Below are 18751 nucleotides of genomic sequence, written 5' to 3'. Positions count from 1 at the left end.
AAGACGCTCAAATATACCAAAGGTTTAAATTACATCGTATCTTTGCCAACTGAATTTTTTGATATGAGAACGAAGACTTTAAAGAAAAACAAGATCAATGTCGTAACACTTGGATGTTCTAAGAATGTATATGACTCTGAAGTGTTGATGGGACAATTGAAAGCCAATGGCAAAGAAGTTGTACATGAAGAAGAAGGAAATATTGTGGTGATTAACACGTGCGGATTCATTAATAATGCAAAAGAAGAAAGTGTTAATACCATTTTAGATTACGTTCAGAAAAAAGAAGAAGGAGTTGTAGATAAAGTCTTTGTAACAGGTTGTTTGAGTGAGCGTTATAAGCCCGATTTAGAAGCCGAAATTCCAGATGTTGACCAATATTTTGGAACGTCAGATTTACCACGTTTATTAAAAGCATTAGGTGCAGATTACAAACATGAATTGATTGGTGAGCGAATTACAACCACACCAAAAAACTATGCATATCTTAAAATTGCAGAAGGTTGCGATCGTCCGTGTTCATTTTGTGCAATTCCAATCATGCGTGGAAAGCACAAATCGAAACCAATTGAACATTTGGTAACGGAAACGGAAAAATTAGCGGCAAAAGGAGTGAAAGAATTAATTTTGATCGCACAAGATTTAACCTATTACGGATTAGATATCTACAAAAAACGAAACCTTGCTGAATTATTAAAAGAGTTGGTGAAAGTAGAAGGAATCGAATGGATTCGGTTACATTATGCCTTTCCAGCAGGATTTCCAATGGACGTTTTAGATGTGATGAATCAGGAACCGAAGATTTGTAACTATTTAGACATTCCATTACAACACATCGCAGATGACATCTTGAAGTCAATGCGTCGTGGAACGAATCAAGCAAAAACTACCAAGCTATTAAAAGAATTCAGAGCGGCAGTTCCTGAAATGACCATCAGAACCACATTAATCGTTGGATATCCAGGCGAAACTGAAGAGCACTTTCAAACACTAAAAAAATGGGTGGAAGAAATGCGTTTTGAGCGTTTGGGATGTTTTACCTATTCTCACGAAGAAAACACACATGCGTACAAGTTAGAAGATAATGTGCCAGAAGATGTGAAAAAACAACGTGCTAACAAAATCATGGAAATTCAATCTCAAATCTCTTGGGAATTAAATCAACAAAAAATTGGAGAAACGTTCAAATGTATCATTGACAGAAAAGAAGGAAACTATTTTGTCGGTCGTACCGAATTTGACTCTCCAGATGTTGATAACGAAGTGTTGATTGATGCAGCAAAATTCTACGTAAAACAAGGCGAATTCGTAAACGTAAAAATTACAGAAGCAGCAGACTTTGATTTGTATGCGGAACCAGTTTAGAAATGATGAATGTTAAATTCTAAATTTTAAATGTAAAAGTGTTTGAAACGTCATTACGAACGATAGTGAAGTAATCTGTTAATGGAAAAGCAGATTGCCACAAGTTTTTTTCAAAACTTTCGTAATGACTAGATGAAAATTATTTTCAAAAAACAAATCAACAAAAAGCACAAAGAGTAAACCCAAAAGCGCGTCAGCGCAAGTCTAACAGCGCTTTAGTGCGTTCCAACAGCGAAGCGAGTCCAACAGCGAAGCGAGTCCAACAGCGAAGCGATCTAATTTAAAGTTCAAAACTATTATTATTCACCAAGAAAATAGCATTCACAAAAAACAACTTTCCATTCTCCCAAAAAGCTCTAAACATCGGATTGTCTACCATATAAATCATACTTCCGTTGCCTAATCTGTGTTCTCCGAAAACCAATGTGTTTTTAATATTTTTTGCTGCTTTATGTCCTGCAAAACCAGAAACGGCTTTGGTATCTTCTAAATAGGAAACCGTGAAGCCTTTATCTAAATATTTAAAGGCGTTGCTTCCTAATTTTAACGTGAAATACGATTCGTCATATCCAAAAGCTAGTGGATGTGTGTTGTCTACTTTAGTTTTAAAAATGGCGCCCGTAATATAATTTGAAACACGCTCGCGTTCACTTTTTGCATACGAAACGACTTTGTTTTTATCTTTTTCTTCATCACTCTTTTCTTTTTTAGCCAATCCAAAACCATCTTTTCCTGCAAATGTATTCAGTGAACTTCCAATAGCGATTACTTTTCCACCGCGAGAAACCCAGTTTTTCAAGACTTTCAATCCATCTTTATCAAACAGCGATTGATAATTTCCGTTTGGTAACACTAAAACATTGAACGAGTTCAGTGTATTTGCTGAAAAATTTTCTGAATTAATATTCGTTACCGGAAACTTTAATTCTTGCTCAAAGAAATACCAAAGTTCTCCAAAACCGAGTGAACTTGTTGCATTTCCAGACATGACAGCTACTTTCGGTATTTTAATTTCTTTCACATCAGGTGAACCTAAATCAACGCCACTTGTTGAAAATCCAGAAGCAAGATTTGTTAGGCTAATCTTCATTTTATTCGCCAAAGAATTTACTTTTTGCGTAAATTTCTCTACATCTTTATTATCGCTTCGCGTGATAATTAACGAACCGCGATCATACGTATTTCCACCAGAAACAAATGATTTCTCTGTAAAACGCACTCGAATTCCTTGCTGTAATAATGCACTCAAAAAAGAAGCATCTTTTACCGTATTCCAGCGTGCAACATACGCAGTTGCGTTTTCGTTAGAAGTATTTTGAATAAAAGTTTTATTTGGCGCATCTGGTTTTACGATCGTTTTAGTAGCAACCGTTTTCAAACCGTACGCATACGGAATACTCCAAGCCGTAATATCGTATGTCAATGAATCACTCAACTTCGCATTTGATTCAAACAATACTTTTACCATTTTTGCTTTTGGTTGATTTGTGCTGACTACAAGTCCGTGAGTAACGTTCGTTGATTTTTGCGAGCCACTTTCGTAATCCAAACCTTTTACAGTAATATCTGAAATAAAACCATATTTAATTTCGTGTCTGTCTAACAATTCCGCTAACTTATCAACTCGATCTTGATTTCCTTCTAACACATAACTTTTATAGGTGAAATCGTTCTTGCTAAAATATTTTTTAAACTCTGAATTCAACTTATCAGCGTTCTTTGAAGAAATTTCAACCGTAGACAATCCAGTAGTGTGATGATGCGCAATTCTATCTTTTAAGCTTAGTAAATCGCCTTCGTCATTCAAAATTCCCAAACCAGCTCTTCCGTGTCCGGCTTGCTCGTAGGTCATTCCAATAGCACCATTAAACGTTGGATACGTATCTCCGTAACTTGGATAAAACAAATCAAAACGTTCTCTGGTAAAATACAACCAACCTTCTTTATCAAAATATCCAGCATGATTTTTTCCAATTTGTGTTTGAAAATCACGTTGCCAATCAGTAATAACTTCATGAAACGGTTCTGCGGCAGGCGCAAAATAATACGGTTCATTAATGCCTTGTTCGTGAAAATCGACATGAATATGTGGCAACCATGTATTATATATTTTCAAACGTTGACGCGTTTCTACTTGCGTTGCCCAAGCCCAATCTCTGTTTAAATCAAACAAATAATGATTTGGTCTTCCGCCTGGCCAAGGTTCTTTATGTTCTTTTGCTTTCTGGTTTGAATTGTATGGAAAACTAGCCACTTGGTTGTACCAATTTACATATCTGTCGCGTCCATCAGGATTAATACACGGATCTATAATCGCAACTGTATTTTGCAGCCAAGCTTTCTTTTGTGTAATCAATTCGTAGGTAGTTTGCATGGAAGCTTCCGTACTTGACGATTCGTTTCCGTGCACATTATAACTCAACCAAACAATGGCTTTATTTGCTGTAGTTGAAGCTGTTCCAATACCAGCATTCGCTAGATGATTCTTTCGGATGTTTTCTAAATTTTCTAAATTTTCAGGAGTTGAAACGTAGGCAACTTGTAACAAACGTTGCTCGTTTGTTTTACCATATTCTTGAAGTTGAACCATATCAGAAGCTTCCGCTAGATACTGATAATAATCAACCACTTGGTAATGATTGGTAAAGCGCGTTCCCAATTCGTATCCTAAAAACTCGGATGGCGATTGAATGGTTTGCGCAAAAGCTGAAATAGAAAATAGAAAAAATGAAAGTAAAGTAAAAAGATGTCGTCTCATTATGAATGATAAGTTAGATAGACATCAAAGCTAACTAAATAAATTTGAAAAAGAATATCTTAACGAAACTTTGAGAAAATCACATTTCAAATAATGGTATCTTAGCAACCTTAAATTCTCACGACCAACTATGCCAACAGAATGTATTCCCTATAGTGAAACTGGATATTTTTCCCCGTTAATGTGTGATTACTTAGCTGAAAAATCAACGCTAACACCATTTTACAATCGCTTTCCTAAACTAGAAAACTTTGAAGCGCAAATTCAAGAAAAGCAACAATCTAGCTTGACAGATGTTTCACAAAGAACCGTTTTAGTAAAAGCTTTACAGGAACAATACAGCAACGTAAATGCTTCTGAAGCAACACTCGAAAACATTCAAAAATTAGCATCAGAAAATTCGTTTACCATCACAACTGGGCATCAATTAAACCTATTTACTGGACCATTATACTTTCTCTACAAAATAATTTCGACCATAAATCTTGCTACAACATTAAAAGAGAAACATCCAAACTATGAATTTGTCCCAATCTATTGGATGGCTTCCGAAGATCATGATTTTGATGAAATATGTTACTTCAATTACAAAGGCAAAAAAGTACGTTGGAATCGTGAAGCAAGTGGCGCAGTTGGTGAACTTTCAACAGAAGGTTTACAAGACGTTTTTGAAGTATTCTCAAAGGAATTAGGAAACAGCAACAACGCAAAACAATTGCAATCGTTATTCAAAGAAGGTTATCTAAAACACGATAATCTTACAGCTGCAACACGCTACATTGCCAACGAATTATTCAAAATATATGGTTTGGTTATTGTGGATGGAAACGACAAAGCATTAAAACAATTATTTATTCCGTTTGTAGAAAACGAATTATTTCAACAAACGGCGCATAAAAAAGTATTAGAAACGGCTCACAAACTAACGGAAGTCAACGATTCATATAAAATTCAAGTCAATCCGAGAGAAATCAATCTATTCTATATTACAGAAGGAATTCGCGAGCGGATCATTGAAAAAAATGGTGTTTTTACCGTAAATAACACTTCCGTGAGATGGAACTCGGAGCAAATACAACAAGAAGTCCACGAATTTCCAGCCCGTTTCTCACCAAATGCATTATTGCGCCCATTATATCAAGAAATCATTCTGCCAAACCTATGTTACATTGGCGGAGGTGGAGAATTGGCGTATTGGCTCGAATTGAAATCCTACTTTGAAGCGGTAAACGTGACCTTTCCAATGATATTACTGCGGAATTCTGTTGTGGTAAAAACCGAAAAGCAATCGGAAAAGATGGTAAAGTTAAACATCACCAACCGTGATTTATTCCTAAAACGGGATGCTTTTGTCAACAAAAAAGTAAAAGAACTCAGCGATATTGAAATTGATTTCACTTCGCAAAAAGAACATTTACAACAACAATTCAAAGACTTATACAAAATTGCAGAACAAACAGATCAATCGTTTATTGGCGCAGTTGCAGCACAAGAAAAAAAGCAACTCAAAGGTTTGCAACATTTGGAAAAGCGTTTGTTAAAAGCACAAAAAAGAGGATTAAAAGATAAAGTTTCCAGAAGTACAGACTTACAAGAAATTTTATTTCCAGGAAACTCATTGCAGGAAAGAAGACAAAATTTCTCCGAATTATACTTAGAACACGGCGAAAACTTAATTCCCACTTTAGTGGAACATTTACAACCGTTATCGGGAGAATTTTTGGTGTTAGAATTATGAAAAAAGACCGAAATTATTCCGGTCTTTTATGTAAGATTTAAATACTAACTTTTACTATTTATCTTGCACACTCGCAGGATATAAAAATACTATACTTTATTAAGCGACACGCGGAATGATCGCATGTTAAGTACGTGGTGTCGTTTCCACCAGTAACTTCAGTACTGTTCATTTTAGAAATTGCTTTCTTGTTTAATTTTAATACTTTTTGGTTCTTTTTTTTCATAATTATAATTTTATATGGTTTATATATTATAAAAGTTAAGAAAAAGATTATGGCTAATAAAAGAAAATAACTCGGAATTTATGAATTGTAAGAATGAAATAGCAAGTGCATAGTTGTGTGTTAGGTGTTTTTATAGTTCTTATTAAATCGTAAATAATACAGCGATTGTATAACGCGCAGCAATCGAAAATGCGCAAACAATAATCCAGCTAGTTTTCCTAAAATTGCCATACCAACAATTGTAATAAGAATTATCTTGATGGAAATTGGGAGTTCAAATAGTAACGTATATACAATATATACAAGCGTGCATAAAATTCCGATACCGACAAAGTAACTTCCTGTGGTACAGCCGCAACTAAAATATTCTTTCTTTACTAATTCTTCCCATGTTTCATTTTGCGCATCATTCAAATACGGTAATTTCAGTTCAATATTTTTAAAACGTTTTACAATAAATTTCAATTCATGAAGTTGCTCAATGGAATTGATAGAAATTTCTTTTTTCATCATTCAATAATTAAGATTATATATACACGCAATGTCTGCTAGAACGAATTACGGAGACTTGCCAATTTGTTAAAATTTGTGGAGAAGATTTTACTATTGAATGCATAACATTATTTGGATCAGCAGGATGACGTATTAAAAAACACGCATGTGCTATTTCATGTAAAGTCAAATTATCTCTCGAAGGAGCTTCTACCACGACATAGTTTGTTGTTGGTCCCATGCTACAACCTACTTTAGAATTTGGTGTAACATCATCAACTACAAAAACAATAATTTCTGCTCCATAACCGCTAAGACGTCGCCAACTGTCTTCAAATTTGCATAAAGCAGTAGCAAGTTCAAAAAATGATCCATGCAACAACCAATCGCTAAAAAAACCTTCTGTATTGCAAGCATAAGTCAACGGATTAAAAGGTGCATCAATCGCAGAATCGTAAGCGCCAGTATAAATTAGATTAATATTACACAAACGATCCATATGATCTATAGCAGCAGTAATTTGTGGTTGCAAAGCGGCTTCAGTTGTAATAGGAGTGCCTTTGTGTGTTGGAATTATAATTCCGAAATACATTTTTTTACGTGGTTGAAATCCTGCCAAACTTGCTATAAAATCAATCAGTCCAACAAATCGCCATAAACCTTCAGTTGCCCAATTCAAAATAGTTCGAACAATTCCGCCTATGATAGGAATGCTCATCACTAATAGAATTAGAAACGCTTGGATGTCCCATAAAAGAAAAAACAAATCACATACGATCCTAATGGCCCATTTTAAGACAGTGACGAGTACAAAGCGTACTACTTTAACAAGGATGACCACAATCCAACAAAAAACTTTATTAAGGCAAAGTGTCCACCAGTTACAAGGCTCATTACGGCATTTTTCTTCTTGTGTTTCTTCCCAATCTATAATTGGTTTTTCTATTTTTTCTTCAATCTTTACCTGAACCTCCCTACAAACTCTTCCCATAGTTTTTATTTTTTGTCAAAATTAGAGGCACCTAAGAAAAAGGGTAAGAGTGTAATACCTTTCTTTTATGTAGGAAAAACACTATTTATTGGTAAAATAGCAAAGAAAAGGTATCAACAATTAGCTGTGAATATTGTGTTGAAAAATCTTCAATTGAAGTGTTTAAATCTAAAATCTAAATACTACTTTTGCGTATGCAACACGACAAGGTATTAATAGTAGACTTCGGATCGCAATACACACAACTAATTGCGCGTAGAGTTCGAGAACTGAACATCTATTCCGAAATTCATCCATTCAATAAAATTCCAACAAACGTAGACGATTACAAAGCAGTCATTCTTTCGGGAAGCCCAATGTCTGTAAGGTCTGAGAATGCTTTTCATCCAGATTTAACAGCCATTCGTGGCAAAAAGCCATTGCTTGGTGTTTGTTACGGCGCACAATACTTAGCACACTTTTCTGGTGGTGAAGTTGCCGAGTCGAACACACGCGAATACGGACGTGCCAATTTGAATTTCATACAAGAAAATGAACCTTTCTTAGAAGGTGTTTCAGAAGGAAGTCAAGTTTGGATGAGTCACAGTGATACTATTAAAAGCTTACCAACCAACGGAAAACTCTTAGCAAGCACACACGATGTTAAAAATGCAGCGTACAAAATAGAAGGAGAAAGCACGTATGCGATTCAATTTCATCCAGAAGTATATCATTCCAAAGATGGAAAACAAATACTAGAGAATTTCTTAGTTCGCATTGCAAGCGTAAATCCAGATTGGACACCAAATGCGTTTGTAAGTGAAACGGTTGATGAACTCAAAAGTAAACTAGGAAATGACAAAGTTGTTTTAGGCTTATCTGGCGGTGTAGATTCAAGTGTTGCAGCGATGTTGTTGCACAAAGCTATCGGCGAAAACTTATACTGCATCTTCGTGAATAACGGATTATTGCGTAAAAACGAATTTACAAGCGTCCTTGAACAATACGAAGGTATGGGACTCAACGTAAAAGGAGTTGATGCTTCGGCACGTTTTTTGGATGCGCTAGCTGGACTGAGTGATCCGGAAGAAAAACGGAAAGCTATTGGTCGTGTATTTATTGAAGTGTTTGATGACGAAGCGCACCAAATTCAAGATGTAACTTGGTTAGCACAAGGAACCATTTATCCTGATGTTATTGAAAGTGTAAGTGCCACAGGCGGACCAAGTGCAACCATAAAAAGTCATCATAATGTGGGCGGTTTGCCCGATTTCATGAAATTGAAAATTGTAGAGCCGTTAAAAGCATTGTTCAAGGATGAAGTGCGTAGAGTTGGTGCTTCTATGGAAATGGACAAACAATTATTAGGTCGTCATCCATTTCCAGGACCTGGATTGGCAATCAGAATATTAGGAGATATTACTGCTGAAAAAGTTCGTATATTACAAGAAGTTGATGCAGTTTTTATTGACGGATTGCGTTCATGGAATTTATATGATAAAGTATGGCAAGCTGGCGCAATATTACTGCCAGTAAACTCAGTAGGAGTGATGGGAGACGAACGAACGTACGAAAAAGTAGTTGCGTTGCGCGCTGTAGAAAGTACGGATGGAATGACAGCAGATTGGGTAGACCTACCATATAAATTTTTACAAAAAGTATCCAACGATATAATAAATAAAGTAAAAGGCGTTAATAGAGTAGTATATGACATTAGCTCAAAACCGCCAGCAACCATTGAATGGGAATAATTAATAAAATAGTGTAGAGAATGAAAAAGTTGTTAGGATTTTTTTTAGTGATATTATTAACGAGTTGTGTCGCAACAGCACAACAATACAAAAGTCATACTGTAGCTAGAGGTGAAACTGTAAAAAGTATTGCCAAACAATATAATATAAGTGTTGATGATATTATCAGATTAAATCCAGAAGCAAGACGTGGCGTTCGCCGAAATAATGTCTTGGTCATTCCTTCAAAATCGGTTAAAGTTTCCAAAGATGTTGAGGTAACGTTTACCAATCATAAAGTAAGAAGAAAAGAAACCTTATATAGCATTGCTAAAAAGTATGGTGTTACGGTTGATGATATTAAAAAGTTCAACGAAAAAGTTGCAAAAGAAGGTTTGAAAAAAGGCGATCGTATTGCAATTCCTAAGTTCAAAACGAAAGTAGCTGATGTTGTAGACACAACCACGAAAGACGTAGAAGAAACAAAAAATGAAGAAGCTACTTTTGAAACCTACATCGTAAAAGCAAAAGAAACAAAATGGGGAATTGCGCATAGTTACGGACTCACCATTGAAGAATTGGAAGATTTGAATCCAGAAATTAAAGACGGATTAAAAATTGGACAAGAAATAAAATTACCAATTCGCACAGAAAAACCACAAGTTGCGACTACTGAAAAATATGTGTTTTACGATGTAAAGCCAAAACAAACTATCTATACGCTAACGCGGAAATTAGGTGTTTCGGAAGACGAACTCATCTTGTTAAATCCAGCATTAAAAGATGGTTTAAAAGCCGGAATGGTTTTAAAATTACCAGTAGCAAAAACAGAAAGTTTAGAAGTTGTAGATGCAGTAATTGTAGATAAATTCAATTTCTTGGAAAATGCAAGCACAGAAAATGTATCAAACATTGTGATTATGTTGCCGTTCAAGTTGAACGAAATGAACATGGACTCTGTAAGTCAAACCAAAGCAAAACTCAGAAAAGATCGTTTATTAGGCTACGCAACCGAATTCTACACAGGTTCACTAATGGCGTTAGATTCTATGAAGCAATTAGGTTTTTCTGTCAATGTGAAAGTGCTAGACAATCAAGGGAATACATCGGGAACACGAAAAGTTATGACAAACAATAGTTTCTCAGATGTACACGCGGTTATTGGTCCCATTATAGATTCAAACATAGAAATTGTGGCTTCGGCATTAAAATCAGACGGAATTCCTGTAATTTCTCCATTAACAAGCAAAGAAGTAAAACATAGAAATGTATATCAAACCATTCCTGGGCAAGAATTGCTAGAAGCAAAAATGTTAGATTTCATCAAGAGAAATGGTCAAGATAAAAATGTGATCATCATCGCGGATAAAAACAATGCGACTATCAAGACAAAATTACAATCTATATTGCCTAATAATGTTGTGTTCAATCCGGAAGCAGGAAACTACATCAAGCCAACAGCAATCTTACCATTGTTAAAAGAAGATCAAGAAAACTGGGTGATTTTAGAAACAAATGATTTGTCATTAATAGCAAATGTTACTTCTGTATTAAACTCGTATACGACAAGTGAAAAGCGAAAAATTGTTTTGTTAACAACCGATAGAGATGATAATTACAACAACAATGACAATATTTACAACAGTCATTTAGCAAACTTAAACTTTCATTATCCATCCATAGAAAAGCCTTCATCGCTCAACAATCTATTTGTAAAAAACTATAAACGTGAGTATGGCATTTCTCCAAGTAAAACTGCCACGCGCGGATTTGACATTACGTTTGATATTTTACTGCGCTTAGCGTACGATCAAAACTTGGCAAAAAGTGTGCGTAAAGGTTCGGAAGCGAGTTATGTTGAAAATAAATTTGATTACACTAAAAAAATATTAGGCGGATTTTTCAACAAAGGAATTTATATTGTAAAATATGATGGACTGGAAATAAAAGAAGTCAAATAATATATAAAACCTACACAGTAATGACTTCAAAAGTAACGTACAAAGGAAATCTCAGAACGGTTTCAGAACACATAAAATCTGGAAATGAATTCATTACAGATGCACCAACAGACAATAATGGCAAAGGAGAAGCGTTCTCTCCTACGGATACTGTTGCAACAGGACTCGCAAGTTGTATGCTGACAGTGATGGGAATCAAAGCGGAACAATTAGGCGTAGACATGGAAGGGACTACGGCAGAAGTTATAAAAACTATGGCTTCAAATCCTAGAAGAATTTCTAAAATAGAAGTCAAATTAGAACTTCCTTTTGAAGCTGATCACAAAACTAAAAAAATACTAGAAAACACAGCAAATACCTGTCCTGTACATTACAGTCTTCATCCAGATATTGAAAAAAATGTTGAATTTCATTGGAAATAAATGTATAAACTTTTAGGCATACTTTGTATTTTTTTATTCGTTCAAGACGAAGAAACCATTACATGGACAGAAAACCAAAAACTACATTGGGGAAACTTTGAAGGCGAGCCTGAATATAATACGGAAGCAGTAGCCATTACAGCTTCAGGAATTACGTATGGTTTCAGTTCTAAAACCTATTCTAACAGTGATAAAATTGACTATACAACGAAGGTGATAGCGCAATTCTATCCAGAAAAATCGTGGTATCTCAAAGAACGTGTAACAGATACCGTTTTAGGACATGAACAATTGCATTTTGACATTACAGAACTACACGCGCGGAAACTTCGGAAGCGTATAAAGAATACAAAATTTACCAAGAACATTCAAAAAGAACTCTCCAAAATCTATGATGAGGTCAGTGATGAATTACGCGAAATGCAAAATCAGTATGATGAAGGTTCGGACTATTCAAGGGATTACGAAGGACAAGTACAATGGCAAAAACGGATCGCAATAGAACTTCAAAAACTAAAAGCATACCGAAAACATACCAAAGAAAATGACTGATTTTCCCAGTAAAGAAGCACAACAAAAACTTCTCATCGAATTGGCGCATGCAAAAATGCCTTTCGGAAAATACAAAGGAAAATATTTAGTCAATCTCCCTGAATTCTATCTACTCTGGTACCGTCAAAAAGGATTTCCCAAAGGAAAACTAGGGCAGCAATTAGAACAAATACTCGATATCAAAATCAACGGTTTAGAACAAATTATCTACAATATTCAACGACAATTTGAAAAACGATAATTGTCAATCTACATTCCTATAAATTAATAAGATGTATTGCTGATGTTTTATAAAGCGTCATTGGTAACTGTTTTTTCTTCTCTTTTTCCTCTTTATGTTTGTTGCATAAACATTAAAATATTTATTATGAAGAAAAAAAAAAGCATTCAAAAACTAAGCGTTCACAAAGAAACAATTAGCACACTAAACATGATTGTTGCTGGTGATGGAGGAATAACAAGAACTTCAATGACTGGCACGCCAGTGACAAAAAATAATACTTGTAGTTGCCCTAGTACTGTTGTTATATTATGTAGTAGTTATGACGATTACAAATGCTAGATTGAAAAACTTTCAATAGCTAGCTTTTTGAGTTTATTATAATAAAACCACTGTTTCAAAAAAGAAATTGTGGTTTTGTTATATATAAAGTATTTGAAAAACTGGTTAATGTGAGCTTTTTGTTTAAAACGTCCTTACAAACGGTAACTACAGAAATAGGGGAAAAATACCCTTTTTTAAATAAACAAATAATCCATATCTTTAGTACTTCCCCTTTTTGAATGCTATCAATTAAAATAAAACTATTTTTTTTATAACATTCTAGAAGGGTTTTTTGTTTTAGTGAAACTCAATTTAGAGAAGCTTGTGAAAACGTACTCAAAATTGTAAGTTGAGCTAACTGCACTGAAAAGTGGAGTTTCAGATTTATTTATTTTTTTTAATTTTCAATTATGATAGTATTACTAGACAACGGTCACGGAGGTTTAATCAACGGAACTTACCAAACACCCGGAAAGCGTTCGCCAATTTGGAATGATGGTACGCAATTATTTGAAGGCGAATTTAACAGAGCTATAGTAAACGGAATTATTGAAGATTTAACAAGACTTCGCATTCCGTATGTAAACATTGCTCCTGAATACAGAGATGTAACCTTAGAAACACGCATGAACAGAGCAAACAAATACAACTCAAGAAAAAGTTTCTATCTCAGTGTGCATTCTAACGCAGGTGGCGGACATGGAAGTGAAGTATTCACCTCAAGAGGAAATACCAAAAGTGATAAAATAGCAACCGTTTTTGGAGAAGAATTCAAAAGAGAATTTCCAAACCGTAGATTGCGAACAGATTTCTCTGATGGCGATTTAGACAAAGAAAGAAACTTCTATGTGCTTAAAAATACTAGAATGCCTGCAATCCTTACGGAAAACTTCTTTATGGACAATGAAGAAGAATGCAAGTCATTACTAATGACGCGAGAAGGACGTGCAAAAATCATTAAATATCACGTAGAAACTATCAAAAGAGTACAACAAGAATTATTTTAAACATAACTAACATACCCATGAAAACACGTTATTACACAGTGTATTTAAGTGCATTAGCACTTTTATTAGTGACATCTTGCGCTTCACTACGAACAGCAGTTTTTGATCAATATTCATATCAAAAAGGAACAGAAATTAAAGTGGATGCCGCGAATTTGATGGACAAAGCTAATACGCAGTACGATTCGCAAACAGCTGCCATTGTAAACTTGCAAACCGAATTGGATAAAATGGTAGAGTACGAAAAAAACAAGCCAGACAATCAAATCAGTTATGCCATGTGGAAAATGATTGCAGATCCAAATAAAAAATTCATTGCTGGATTTTTAAAGCTTTGGAAAGACAAAGGAACTGTCAATACAGTTTTTATAGATGAAGCAAAAGGGCAAGTAACAGAAGCCTTGGATTTAATTCTTCAATACGAAGGAAAAAAAGATCCAGCTGCAGAAAACAAGCTCAAAGCAATACTCGGTATACAATAACTACTAAAAATAAACACAAATGGATGTTAACAACATACTCAAAGAAATAAAAACGAACCTATTTGATTTAGTAGGTGGAAAATTTGAAGACTTAAAAGGAGAAGCTAAAAAAGATATACAAGATTTTTTAGACGCTTCTAAAGCAAAACTAGAACGTTGGACACTTTTTCTTGCGGACGGAAGTATTTCGGCAGAAGAATACAAATGGTTGGTAGAAAGTCAAAAAGATTTAGTCGTCCTTAAAGGATTATACACTGCGGGCGTTTCTAAAATAAAACTCGGTCATTTAAAAAACAGCATTCTTACAAGTGTCATAAATACAGCAATTGGTATCGTAACAAATACCAATGATACAACAGCAGACGCATAAGATTCAAACGCTGAATAGTTAGGATTGATTTGATGATTTAAAGATGAATGCTCAGAGAAGAATGATACAACAAAGAGTTTCTTTATCAACTAAAAGCACTAAAATTAGAATCATATCAAATCTTTCAAAGAGAAATAAAACATAGCGTACTGATAATCAGTTTTATCAGAAAAAAATACAAAGGTTGAATACACTTGAAAAATAGTTATTCAACCTTTATTAATTATAAATTCTTCTTTGTACTTTTGCCGCCGAATACACAACAACAACACAACACACTATTACTAATGACAAACACCAAATACATATTTGTTACGGGCGGTGTTACTTCTTCTTTGGGAAAAGGAATAATTGCGGCTTCACTTGCCAAATTATTACAATCAAGAGGTTACAGAACTACCATTCAAAAACTAGATCCATACATCAATGTTGATCCTGGAACTTTGAATCCGTATGAGCATGGAGAATGTTACGTAACGGACGATGGCGCAGAAACTGACTTAGATTTAGGGCACTACGAACGTTTCTTAAATGTTCCTACTTCGCAAGCAAATAATGTAACTACAGGACGTATTTATCAAAGTGTAATAGACAAAGAACGCAGAGGAGAATTCCTAGGCAAAACGGTTCAAGTAGTACCACACATTACCAATGAAATCAAAGAACGAATTCAAATTCTAGGAAACTCTGGAAACTATGATATCGTCATTACTGAGATTGGTGGAACTGTCGGAGATATAGAATCATTACCATACATTGAAGCAGTGCGTCAATTACTTTGGGAATTAGGAGAACACAACGGAATTGTAATTCACTTAACCTTAGTTCCGTATTTATCTGCCGCAGGCGAATTAAAAACAAAGCCTACACAACACTCTGTAAAAACCTTGATGGAAAGCGGAATCAAGGCAGATGTATTAGTCTGTAGAACTGAACATGAACTTTCAGAAGAATTACGTCACAAATTAGCATTATTCTGTAATGTAAAACGTGAAGCTGTCATTCAATCCATTGATGCAAAAACAATCTATGATGTACCTAACTTAATGCTTGAAGAAGGATTAGATACGGTTGTTTTAAAGAAACTTGCATTAGTAGATGAAGGAATGCCCGATTTAACACGTTGGAACAAATTCCTAACGAAGTTTAGAAACCCTAAACATACGGTTACGATCGGATTGATTGGGAAATATGTAGAATTGCAAGATTCGTATAAATCTATCCTAGAATCATTCATTCATGCGGGAGCAGAAAACGAAATCAAAGTAATTGTTGAGTCGATTCATTCTGAACACATCACAGAAAAAACAATTGCTGAAAAGTTTAAAAACTTAGACGGAATATTAGTCGCACCCGGATTTGGCGATCGTGGAATAGAAGGAAAAATAAAAGCGGTTCAATACGCACGTGAAAACAATGTTCCTTTCTTGGGAATCTGTTTAGGAATGCAAATGGCAGTCATTGAATTTGCAAGAAACGTACTTGGTTTAGAAAGTGCGAACTCTACGGAAATGAATCCAAACACAGCAAGTCCAGTAATTAACTTAATGGAGGCCCAAAAAAATATAGAAAACAAAGGCGGAACAATGCGTTTAGGTGCGTGGGAATGCGAACTCTTACCAGGAAGCAAAGTACATGACATTTACGGAAAATCTATGATACTAGAACGTCACCGTCACAGATACGAATTTAACAACGAATACAAAGAAAAAATAGAAGCAGCTGGATTAGTAGCTACGGGACTCAACCCAAAAACTGGATTAGTAGAAATTATTGAATTGCCATCACATCCTTGGTTTGTAGGTGTTCAATACCATCCAGAATACAAAAGTACAGTAGCCAATCCGCATCCGTTATTTGTCGCTTTTGTAAAAGCTGCATTAACAAATTTAGAAAACAAACAAAATGCCACTTTGACATAAAAACGCAAATTGGTTGCTTTTTTGAGTAACAAAAACACACAAAAGGTGTCTACCATGTAGATGCCTTTTTATGAGCTTATAAGAAGTTAATAATAAGGTCAAAAATGAGATTGCATAAATAAACGATTAGATGGAAGAAAACAAGTTTGATTACAAACAATTTATAGGATTTGGACTAATAGCTTTAATTGGTGTTTATTGGTTAAACACTATGAAACCTACCGAAGAAGAAGCGGCAGCTGCTGAAGCGGAAAAAGCAAAAACAGAACAAGTTACTACGCAAACGGCTGATACTACAAAAACAGCAGTCGTAGCCGAAACTACATTAGACCTTACAGATTCGTTACAATTAGCAAAATATAAAAATGCTTCAGGTGCATTTGGTTACAATGCGGAAAACGTGCCAATGGACGGAGTAACAACGCTTGAAAACCAATTGCTATCTTTAAAAATTAGCAACAAAGGAGGACAAATCGTTGAAGTTCATGTAAAAGGGCAAAAGGTAAAAGGGAAATTTGAAAAACTAACAACCTATGATTCGCTGCCTGTATATCTAATCAAAGACGGAAACTCATCTTTCGGATTAAACTTAACAACTTCGGAAAATCGTGTGATCAATACAATCGATCGCGGATTTGAACCAACCTATACTGAAACTGATAGTACCAAAGTACTTTCGATGAAACTGAAAGTTGCTGCAGACAAATACTTAGAATACCGTTACGAGTTGAAAGACGATTACATGATCGATTTCACGGTGCGTTCGCAAGGATTAAACGGAATGATCAATGCAAGTCAACCGATCAACATGGAATGGAAACTGAAAAGTTTCAGACATGCAAAAAGTATGACGTATGAAAATAGGTATACTGACTTACACTATGAATATGAAGACGGAAAAGATAGCTACTTAGGACAAGCTACAGACGAAGAAAAACTAAGCGACGTTACGTGGTTAGGTTACAAACAACACTTTTTCTCTTCTATCTTACTAACAGATGTAGCTTTCAAAACGGCAACACTATCTACGGAAAACATTGTAGATCCTGAAATGGCGGAAAAAGATGTAAAATTCTTAAAACAATTTGGTGCGTCTATTCCATTAGAATTAAGTGGAGGCGAACTAAACTATACAATGGATATGTATCACGGTCCTACAGACTACGATACGCTCTCTCACTATGAAAGAAACCTAGACGAAATAGTACCATTAGGTTGGGGGATTTTTGGTTGGATCAACCGTTTCTTCTTAATTCCATTATTTGGCTTCTTGGGTTCGTTCTTACCAGCTGGAATTGCAATTATTGTCATGACCATCTTAGTGCGTTTATTACTATCACCAGTAACGTACAAGTCGTATGTATCACAGGCGAAAATGAAAGTAATTCGCCCAGAGATTGCTGAAATCAACGAAAAATTTAAGGATGATGCAATGAAAAAGCAGCAAGCAACCATGAAATTATATGGTAAAGCTGGCGTCAGTCCCATGGCAGGTTGTATTCCCGCATTGATGCAAATTCCTGTATTCTACGCGTTATTCATGTTTTTCCCATCGGCATTTGAACTAAGACAAAAAAGTTTCTTGTGGGCAGAAGACTTATCATCGTATGATACCATCTACCAATTCCCAGATGGATTCAGTATTCCATTATATGGAGATCACATCAGTTTATTTCCAATCTTAGCATCTATTGCGATCTTTTTCTACATGAAAATGACCACAGGACAACAGATGAGTTCTATGCAGCAACCTTCACAAGAAGGAATGCCAGACATGAGCAAAATGATGAAGTACATGATGTATTTCTCTCCATTAATGATGTTATTCTTCTTCAACAACTACGCAAGTGGATTGAGTTTATACTACTTCGTATCGAATTTAATTACGATCGGAATTATGTTAGTGATCAAAAAATACATCATTGACGAAGATAAAATTCACGCGAAAATAGAAGAGAACAAGAAAAAGCCTAAAAAGCAAAACAGGTTCCAAAAGAAAATGCAAGACATGATGGAACAAGCCGAAGCACAGAAAAAAGCAAAAGGCAAATAATATGTACAAGTAATACAAGCAAGTTTTACAAGTTAAAAAGAGGTCGTCTAAAAAGTAATTTTTAGGCGATTTTCTTTTTGGTCTAATTTTGTTTTGATCTCAAGCTTTGATTAATTGAGATTAAAAACGGTCACAATAAAAAAGCGAAGTTAGTTTACA

Annotated in this window: 17 protein-coding genes; 13 read left to right on the top strand and 4 right to left on the bottom strand. The window is 35.0% G+C overall.

The window, feature by feature from the left end; translation table 11 throughout:
• The first annotated feature begins 63 nt into the window (after nucleotides 1-63).
• Nucleotides 64-1365 (top strand): 30S ribosomal protein S12 methylthiotransferase RimO, encoded by a 1302-nt coding sequence (gene rimO, locus H2O64_RS22635; protein WP_187564527.1) that lies wholly within the window; start codon nucleotides 64-66, stop codon nucleotides 1363-1365.
• Between the two features lie 280 nt (nucleotides 1366-1645).
• On the opposite strand, the gene H2O64_RS22630 is transcribed toward rimO, so the two are convergent.
• Nucleotides 1646-4123, bottom strand: coding sequence for a M14 metallopeptidase family protein (locus H2O64_RS22630; protein ID WP_187564526.1), 2478 nt, complete (start codon nucleotides 4121-4123; stop codon nucleotides 1646-1648).
• A gap of 130 nt (nucleotides 4124-4253) precedes the next feature.
• On the opposite strand from H2O64_RS22630, the gene bshC reads away from it, so the two are divergent.
• Nucleotides 4254-5861: a bacillithiol biosynthesis cysteine-adding enzyme BshC gene (gene bshC / locus H2O64_RS22625; protein ID WP_187564525.1), complete on the top strand. Its 1608-nt coding sequence runs from the start codon at nucleotides 4254-4256 to the stop codon at nucleotides 5859-5861.
• Nucleotides 5862-5919: 58 nt separating this feature from the next.
• Here the strand turns inward: bshC and H2O64_RS22620 are convergent, their stop codons facing one another.
• From H2O64_RS22620 to H2O64_RS22610, 3 genes are all read right to left on the bottom strand, one after another.
• Entirely contained in the window at nucleotides 5920-6087 is a 168-nt protein-coding gene (locus H2O64_RS22620; RefSeq protein WP_187564524.1) for a hypothetical protein, read from the bottom strand.
• 120 nt (nucleotides 6088-6207) lie between these two features.
• Entirely contained in the window at nucleotides 6208-6600 is a 393-nt protein-coding gene (locus tag H2O64_RS22615) for a hypothetical protein (protein ID WP_187564523.1), read from the bottom strand.
• Between the two features lie 13 nt (nucleotides 6601-6613).
• Nucleotides 6614-7570 carry a hypothetical protein gene (locus H2O64_RS22610; protein WP_187564522.1) on the bottom strand — a complete coding sequence of 319 codons (957 nt, stop codon included), beginning with the start codon at nucleotides 7568-7570 and terminating at the stop codon, nucleotides 6614-6616.
• A 194-nt stretch (nucleotides 7571-7764) separates the two neighbouring features.
• On the opposite strand from H2O64_RS22610, the gene guaA reads away from it, so the two are divergent.
• The 11 genes from guaA to yidC all read left to right on the top strand — a co-directional run bounded on the left by guaA (nucleotide 7765) and on the right by yidC (nucleotide 18592).
• Complete coding sequence (gene guaA, locus H2O64_RS22605) at nucleotides 7765-9300, top strand: glutamine-hydrolyzing GMP synthase (protein ID WP_187564521.1); 1536 nt, start codon at nucleotides 7765-7767, stop codon at nucleotides 9298-9300.
• 20 nt (nucleotides 9301-9320) lie between these two features.
• Complete coding sequence (locus H2O64_RS22600) at nucleotides 9321-11240, top strand: LysM peptidoglycan-binding domain-containing protein (protein ID WP_187564520.1); 1920 nt, start codon at nucleotides 9321-9323, stop codon at nucleotides 11238-11240.
• A 20-nt stretch (nucleotides 11241-11260) separates the two neighbouring features.
• A complete protein-coding gene (locus tag H2O64_RS22595; protein WP_187564519.1) occupies nucleotides 11261-11662 on the top strand; it encodes an OsmC family protein in 402 nt (133 codons plus the stop codon).
• Nucleotides 11663-12214 (top strand): DUF922 domain-containing protein, encoded by a 552-nt coding sequence (locus H2O64_RS22590; RefSeq protein WP_187564518.1) that lies wholly within the window; start codon nucleotides 11663-11665, stop codon nucleotides 12212-12214.
• The gene (locus H2O64_RS22585; protein ID WP_187564517.1) at nucleotides 12207-12455 is read left to right on the top strand and encodes a DUF3820 family protein; all 249 of its coding nucleotides are present in this window, start codon (nucleotides 12207-12209) and stop codon (nucleotides 12453-12455) included. Before H2O64_RS22590 ends, H2O64_RS22585 begins: the two co-directional genes overlap by 8 nt.
• A 126-nt stretch (nucleotides 12456-12581) precedes the next feature.
• Entirely contained in the window at nucleotides 12582-12776 is a 195-nt protein-coding gene (locus tag H2O64_RS22580) for a class I lanthipeptide (protein WP_187564516.1), read from the top strand.
• A gap of 392 nt (nucleotides 12777-13168) precedes the next feature.
• On the top strand, nucleotides 13169-13765 hold the full coding sequence (locus tag H2O64_RS22575; RefSeq protein WP_187564515.1) for an N-acetylmuramoyl-L-alanine amidase: 597 nt from the start codon (nucleotides 13169-13171) through the stop codon (nucleotides 13763-13765).
• 17 nt (nucleotides 13766-13782) lie between these two features.
• Nucleotides 13783-14247, top strand: coding sequence for a hypothetical protein (locus H2O64_RS22570; protein WP_187564514.1), 465 nt, complete (start codon nucleotides 13783-13785; stop codon nucleotides 14245-14247).
• 19 nt (nucleotides 14248-14266) lie between these two features.
• Entirely contained in the window at nucleotides 14267-14617 is a 351-nt protein-coding gene (locus H2O64_RS22565; RefSeq protein ID WP_187564513.1) for a hypothetical protein, read from the top strand.
• A gap of 287 nt (nucleotides 14618-14904) precedes the next feature.
• On the top strand, nucleotides 14905-16539 hold the full coding sequence (locus H2O64_RS22560; protein WP_187564512.1) for a CTP synthase: 1635 nt from the start codon (nucleotides 14905-14907) through the stop codon (nucleotides 16537-16539).
• Between the two features lie 130 nt (nucleotides 16540-16669).
• Nucleotides 16670-18592 (top strand): membrane protein insertase YidC, encoded by a 1923-nt coding sequence (gene yidC, locus H2O64_RS22555; RefSeq protein WP_187564511.1) that lies wholly within the window; start codon nucleotides 16670-16672, stop codon nucleotides 18590-18592.
• Nucleotides 18593-18751: the final 159 nt, after the last annotated feature.

This window comes from Kordia aestuariivivens (assembly GCF_014397005.1).
Lineage (GTDB): Bacteria > Bacteroidota > Bacteroidia > Flavobacteriales > Flavobacteriaceae > Kordia > Kordia aestuariivivens.
This window is presented reverse-complemented; position numbering and strand designations above follow the sequence as displayed.

Excerpts from the sequence above, each read along its gene's own strand:
- rimO (WP_187564527.1), top strand. The coding sequence starts at position 64 with ATGAGAACGAAGACTTTAAAGAAAAACAAGATCAATGTCGTAACACTT.
- H2O64_RS22630 (WP_187564526.1), bottom strand. The coding sequence starts at position 4,123 with ATGAGACGACATCTTTTTACTTTACTTTCATTTTTTCTATTTTCTATT.
- bshC (WP_187564525.1), top strand. The coding sequence starts at position 4,254 with ATGCCAACAGAATGTATTCCCTATAGTGAAACTGGATATTTTTCCCCG.
- H2O64_RS22620 (WP_187564524.1), bottom strand. The coding sequence starts at position 6,087 with ATGAAAAAAAAGAACCAAAAAGTATTAAAATTAAACAAGAAAGCAATT.
- H2O64_RS22615 (WP_187564523.1), bottom strand. The coding sequence starts at position 6,600 with ATGATGAAAAAAGAAATTTCTATCAATTCCATTGAGCAACTTCATGAA.
- H2O64_RS22610 (WP_187564522.1), bottom strand. The coding sequence starts at position 7,570 with ATGGGAAGAGTTTGTAGGGAGGTTCAGGTAAAGATTGAAGAAAAAATA.
- guaA (WP_187564521.1), top strand. The coding sequence starts at position 7,765 with ATGCAACACGACAAGGTATTAATAGTAGACTTCGGATCGCAATACACA.
- H2O64_RS22600 (WP_187564520.1), top strand. The coding sequence starts at position 9,321 with ATGAAAAAGTTGTTAGGATTTTTTTTAGTGATATTATTAACGAGTTGT.
- H2O64_RS22595 (WP_187564519.1), top strand. The coding sequence starts at position 11,261 with ATGACTTCAAAAGTAACGTACAAAGGAAATCTCAGAACGGTTTCAGAA.
- H2O64_RS22590 (WP_187564518.1), top strand. The coding sequence starts at position 11,663 with ATGTATAAACTTTTAGGCATACTTTGTATTTTTTTATTCGTTCAAGAC.
- H2O64_RS22585 (WP_187564517.1), top strand. The coding sequence starts at position 12,207 with ATGACTGATTTTCCCAGTAAAGAAGCACAACAAAAACTTCTCATCGAA.
- H2O64_RS22580 (WP_187564516.1), top strand. The coding sequence starts at position 12,582 with ATGAAGAAAAAAAAAAGCATTCAAAAACTAAGCGTTCACAAAGAAACA.
- H2O64_RS22575 (WP_187564515.1), top strand. The coding sequence starts at position 13,169 with ATGATAGTATTACTAGACAACGGTCACGGAGGTTTAATCAACGGAACT.
- H2O64_RS22570 (WP_187564514.1), top strand. The coding sequence starts at position 13,783 with ATGAAAACACGTTATTACACAGTGTATTTAAGTGCATTAGCACTTTTA.
- H2O64_RS22565 (WP_187564513.1), top strand. The coding sequence starts at position 14,267 with ATGGATGTTAACAACATACTCAAAGAAATAAAAACGAACCTATTTGAT.
- H2O64_RS22560 (WP_187564512.1), top strand. The coding sequence starts at position 14,905 with ATGACAAACACCAAATACATATTTGTTACGGGCGGTGTTACTTCTTCT.
- yidC (WP_187564511.1), top strand. The coding sequence starts at position 16,670 with ATGGAAGAAAACAAGTTTGATTACAAACAATTTATAGGATTTGGACTA.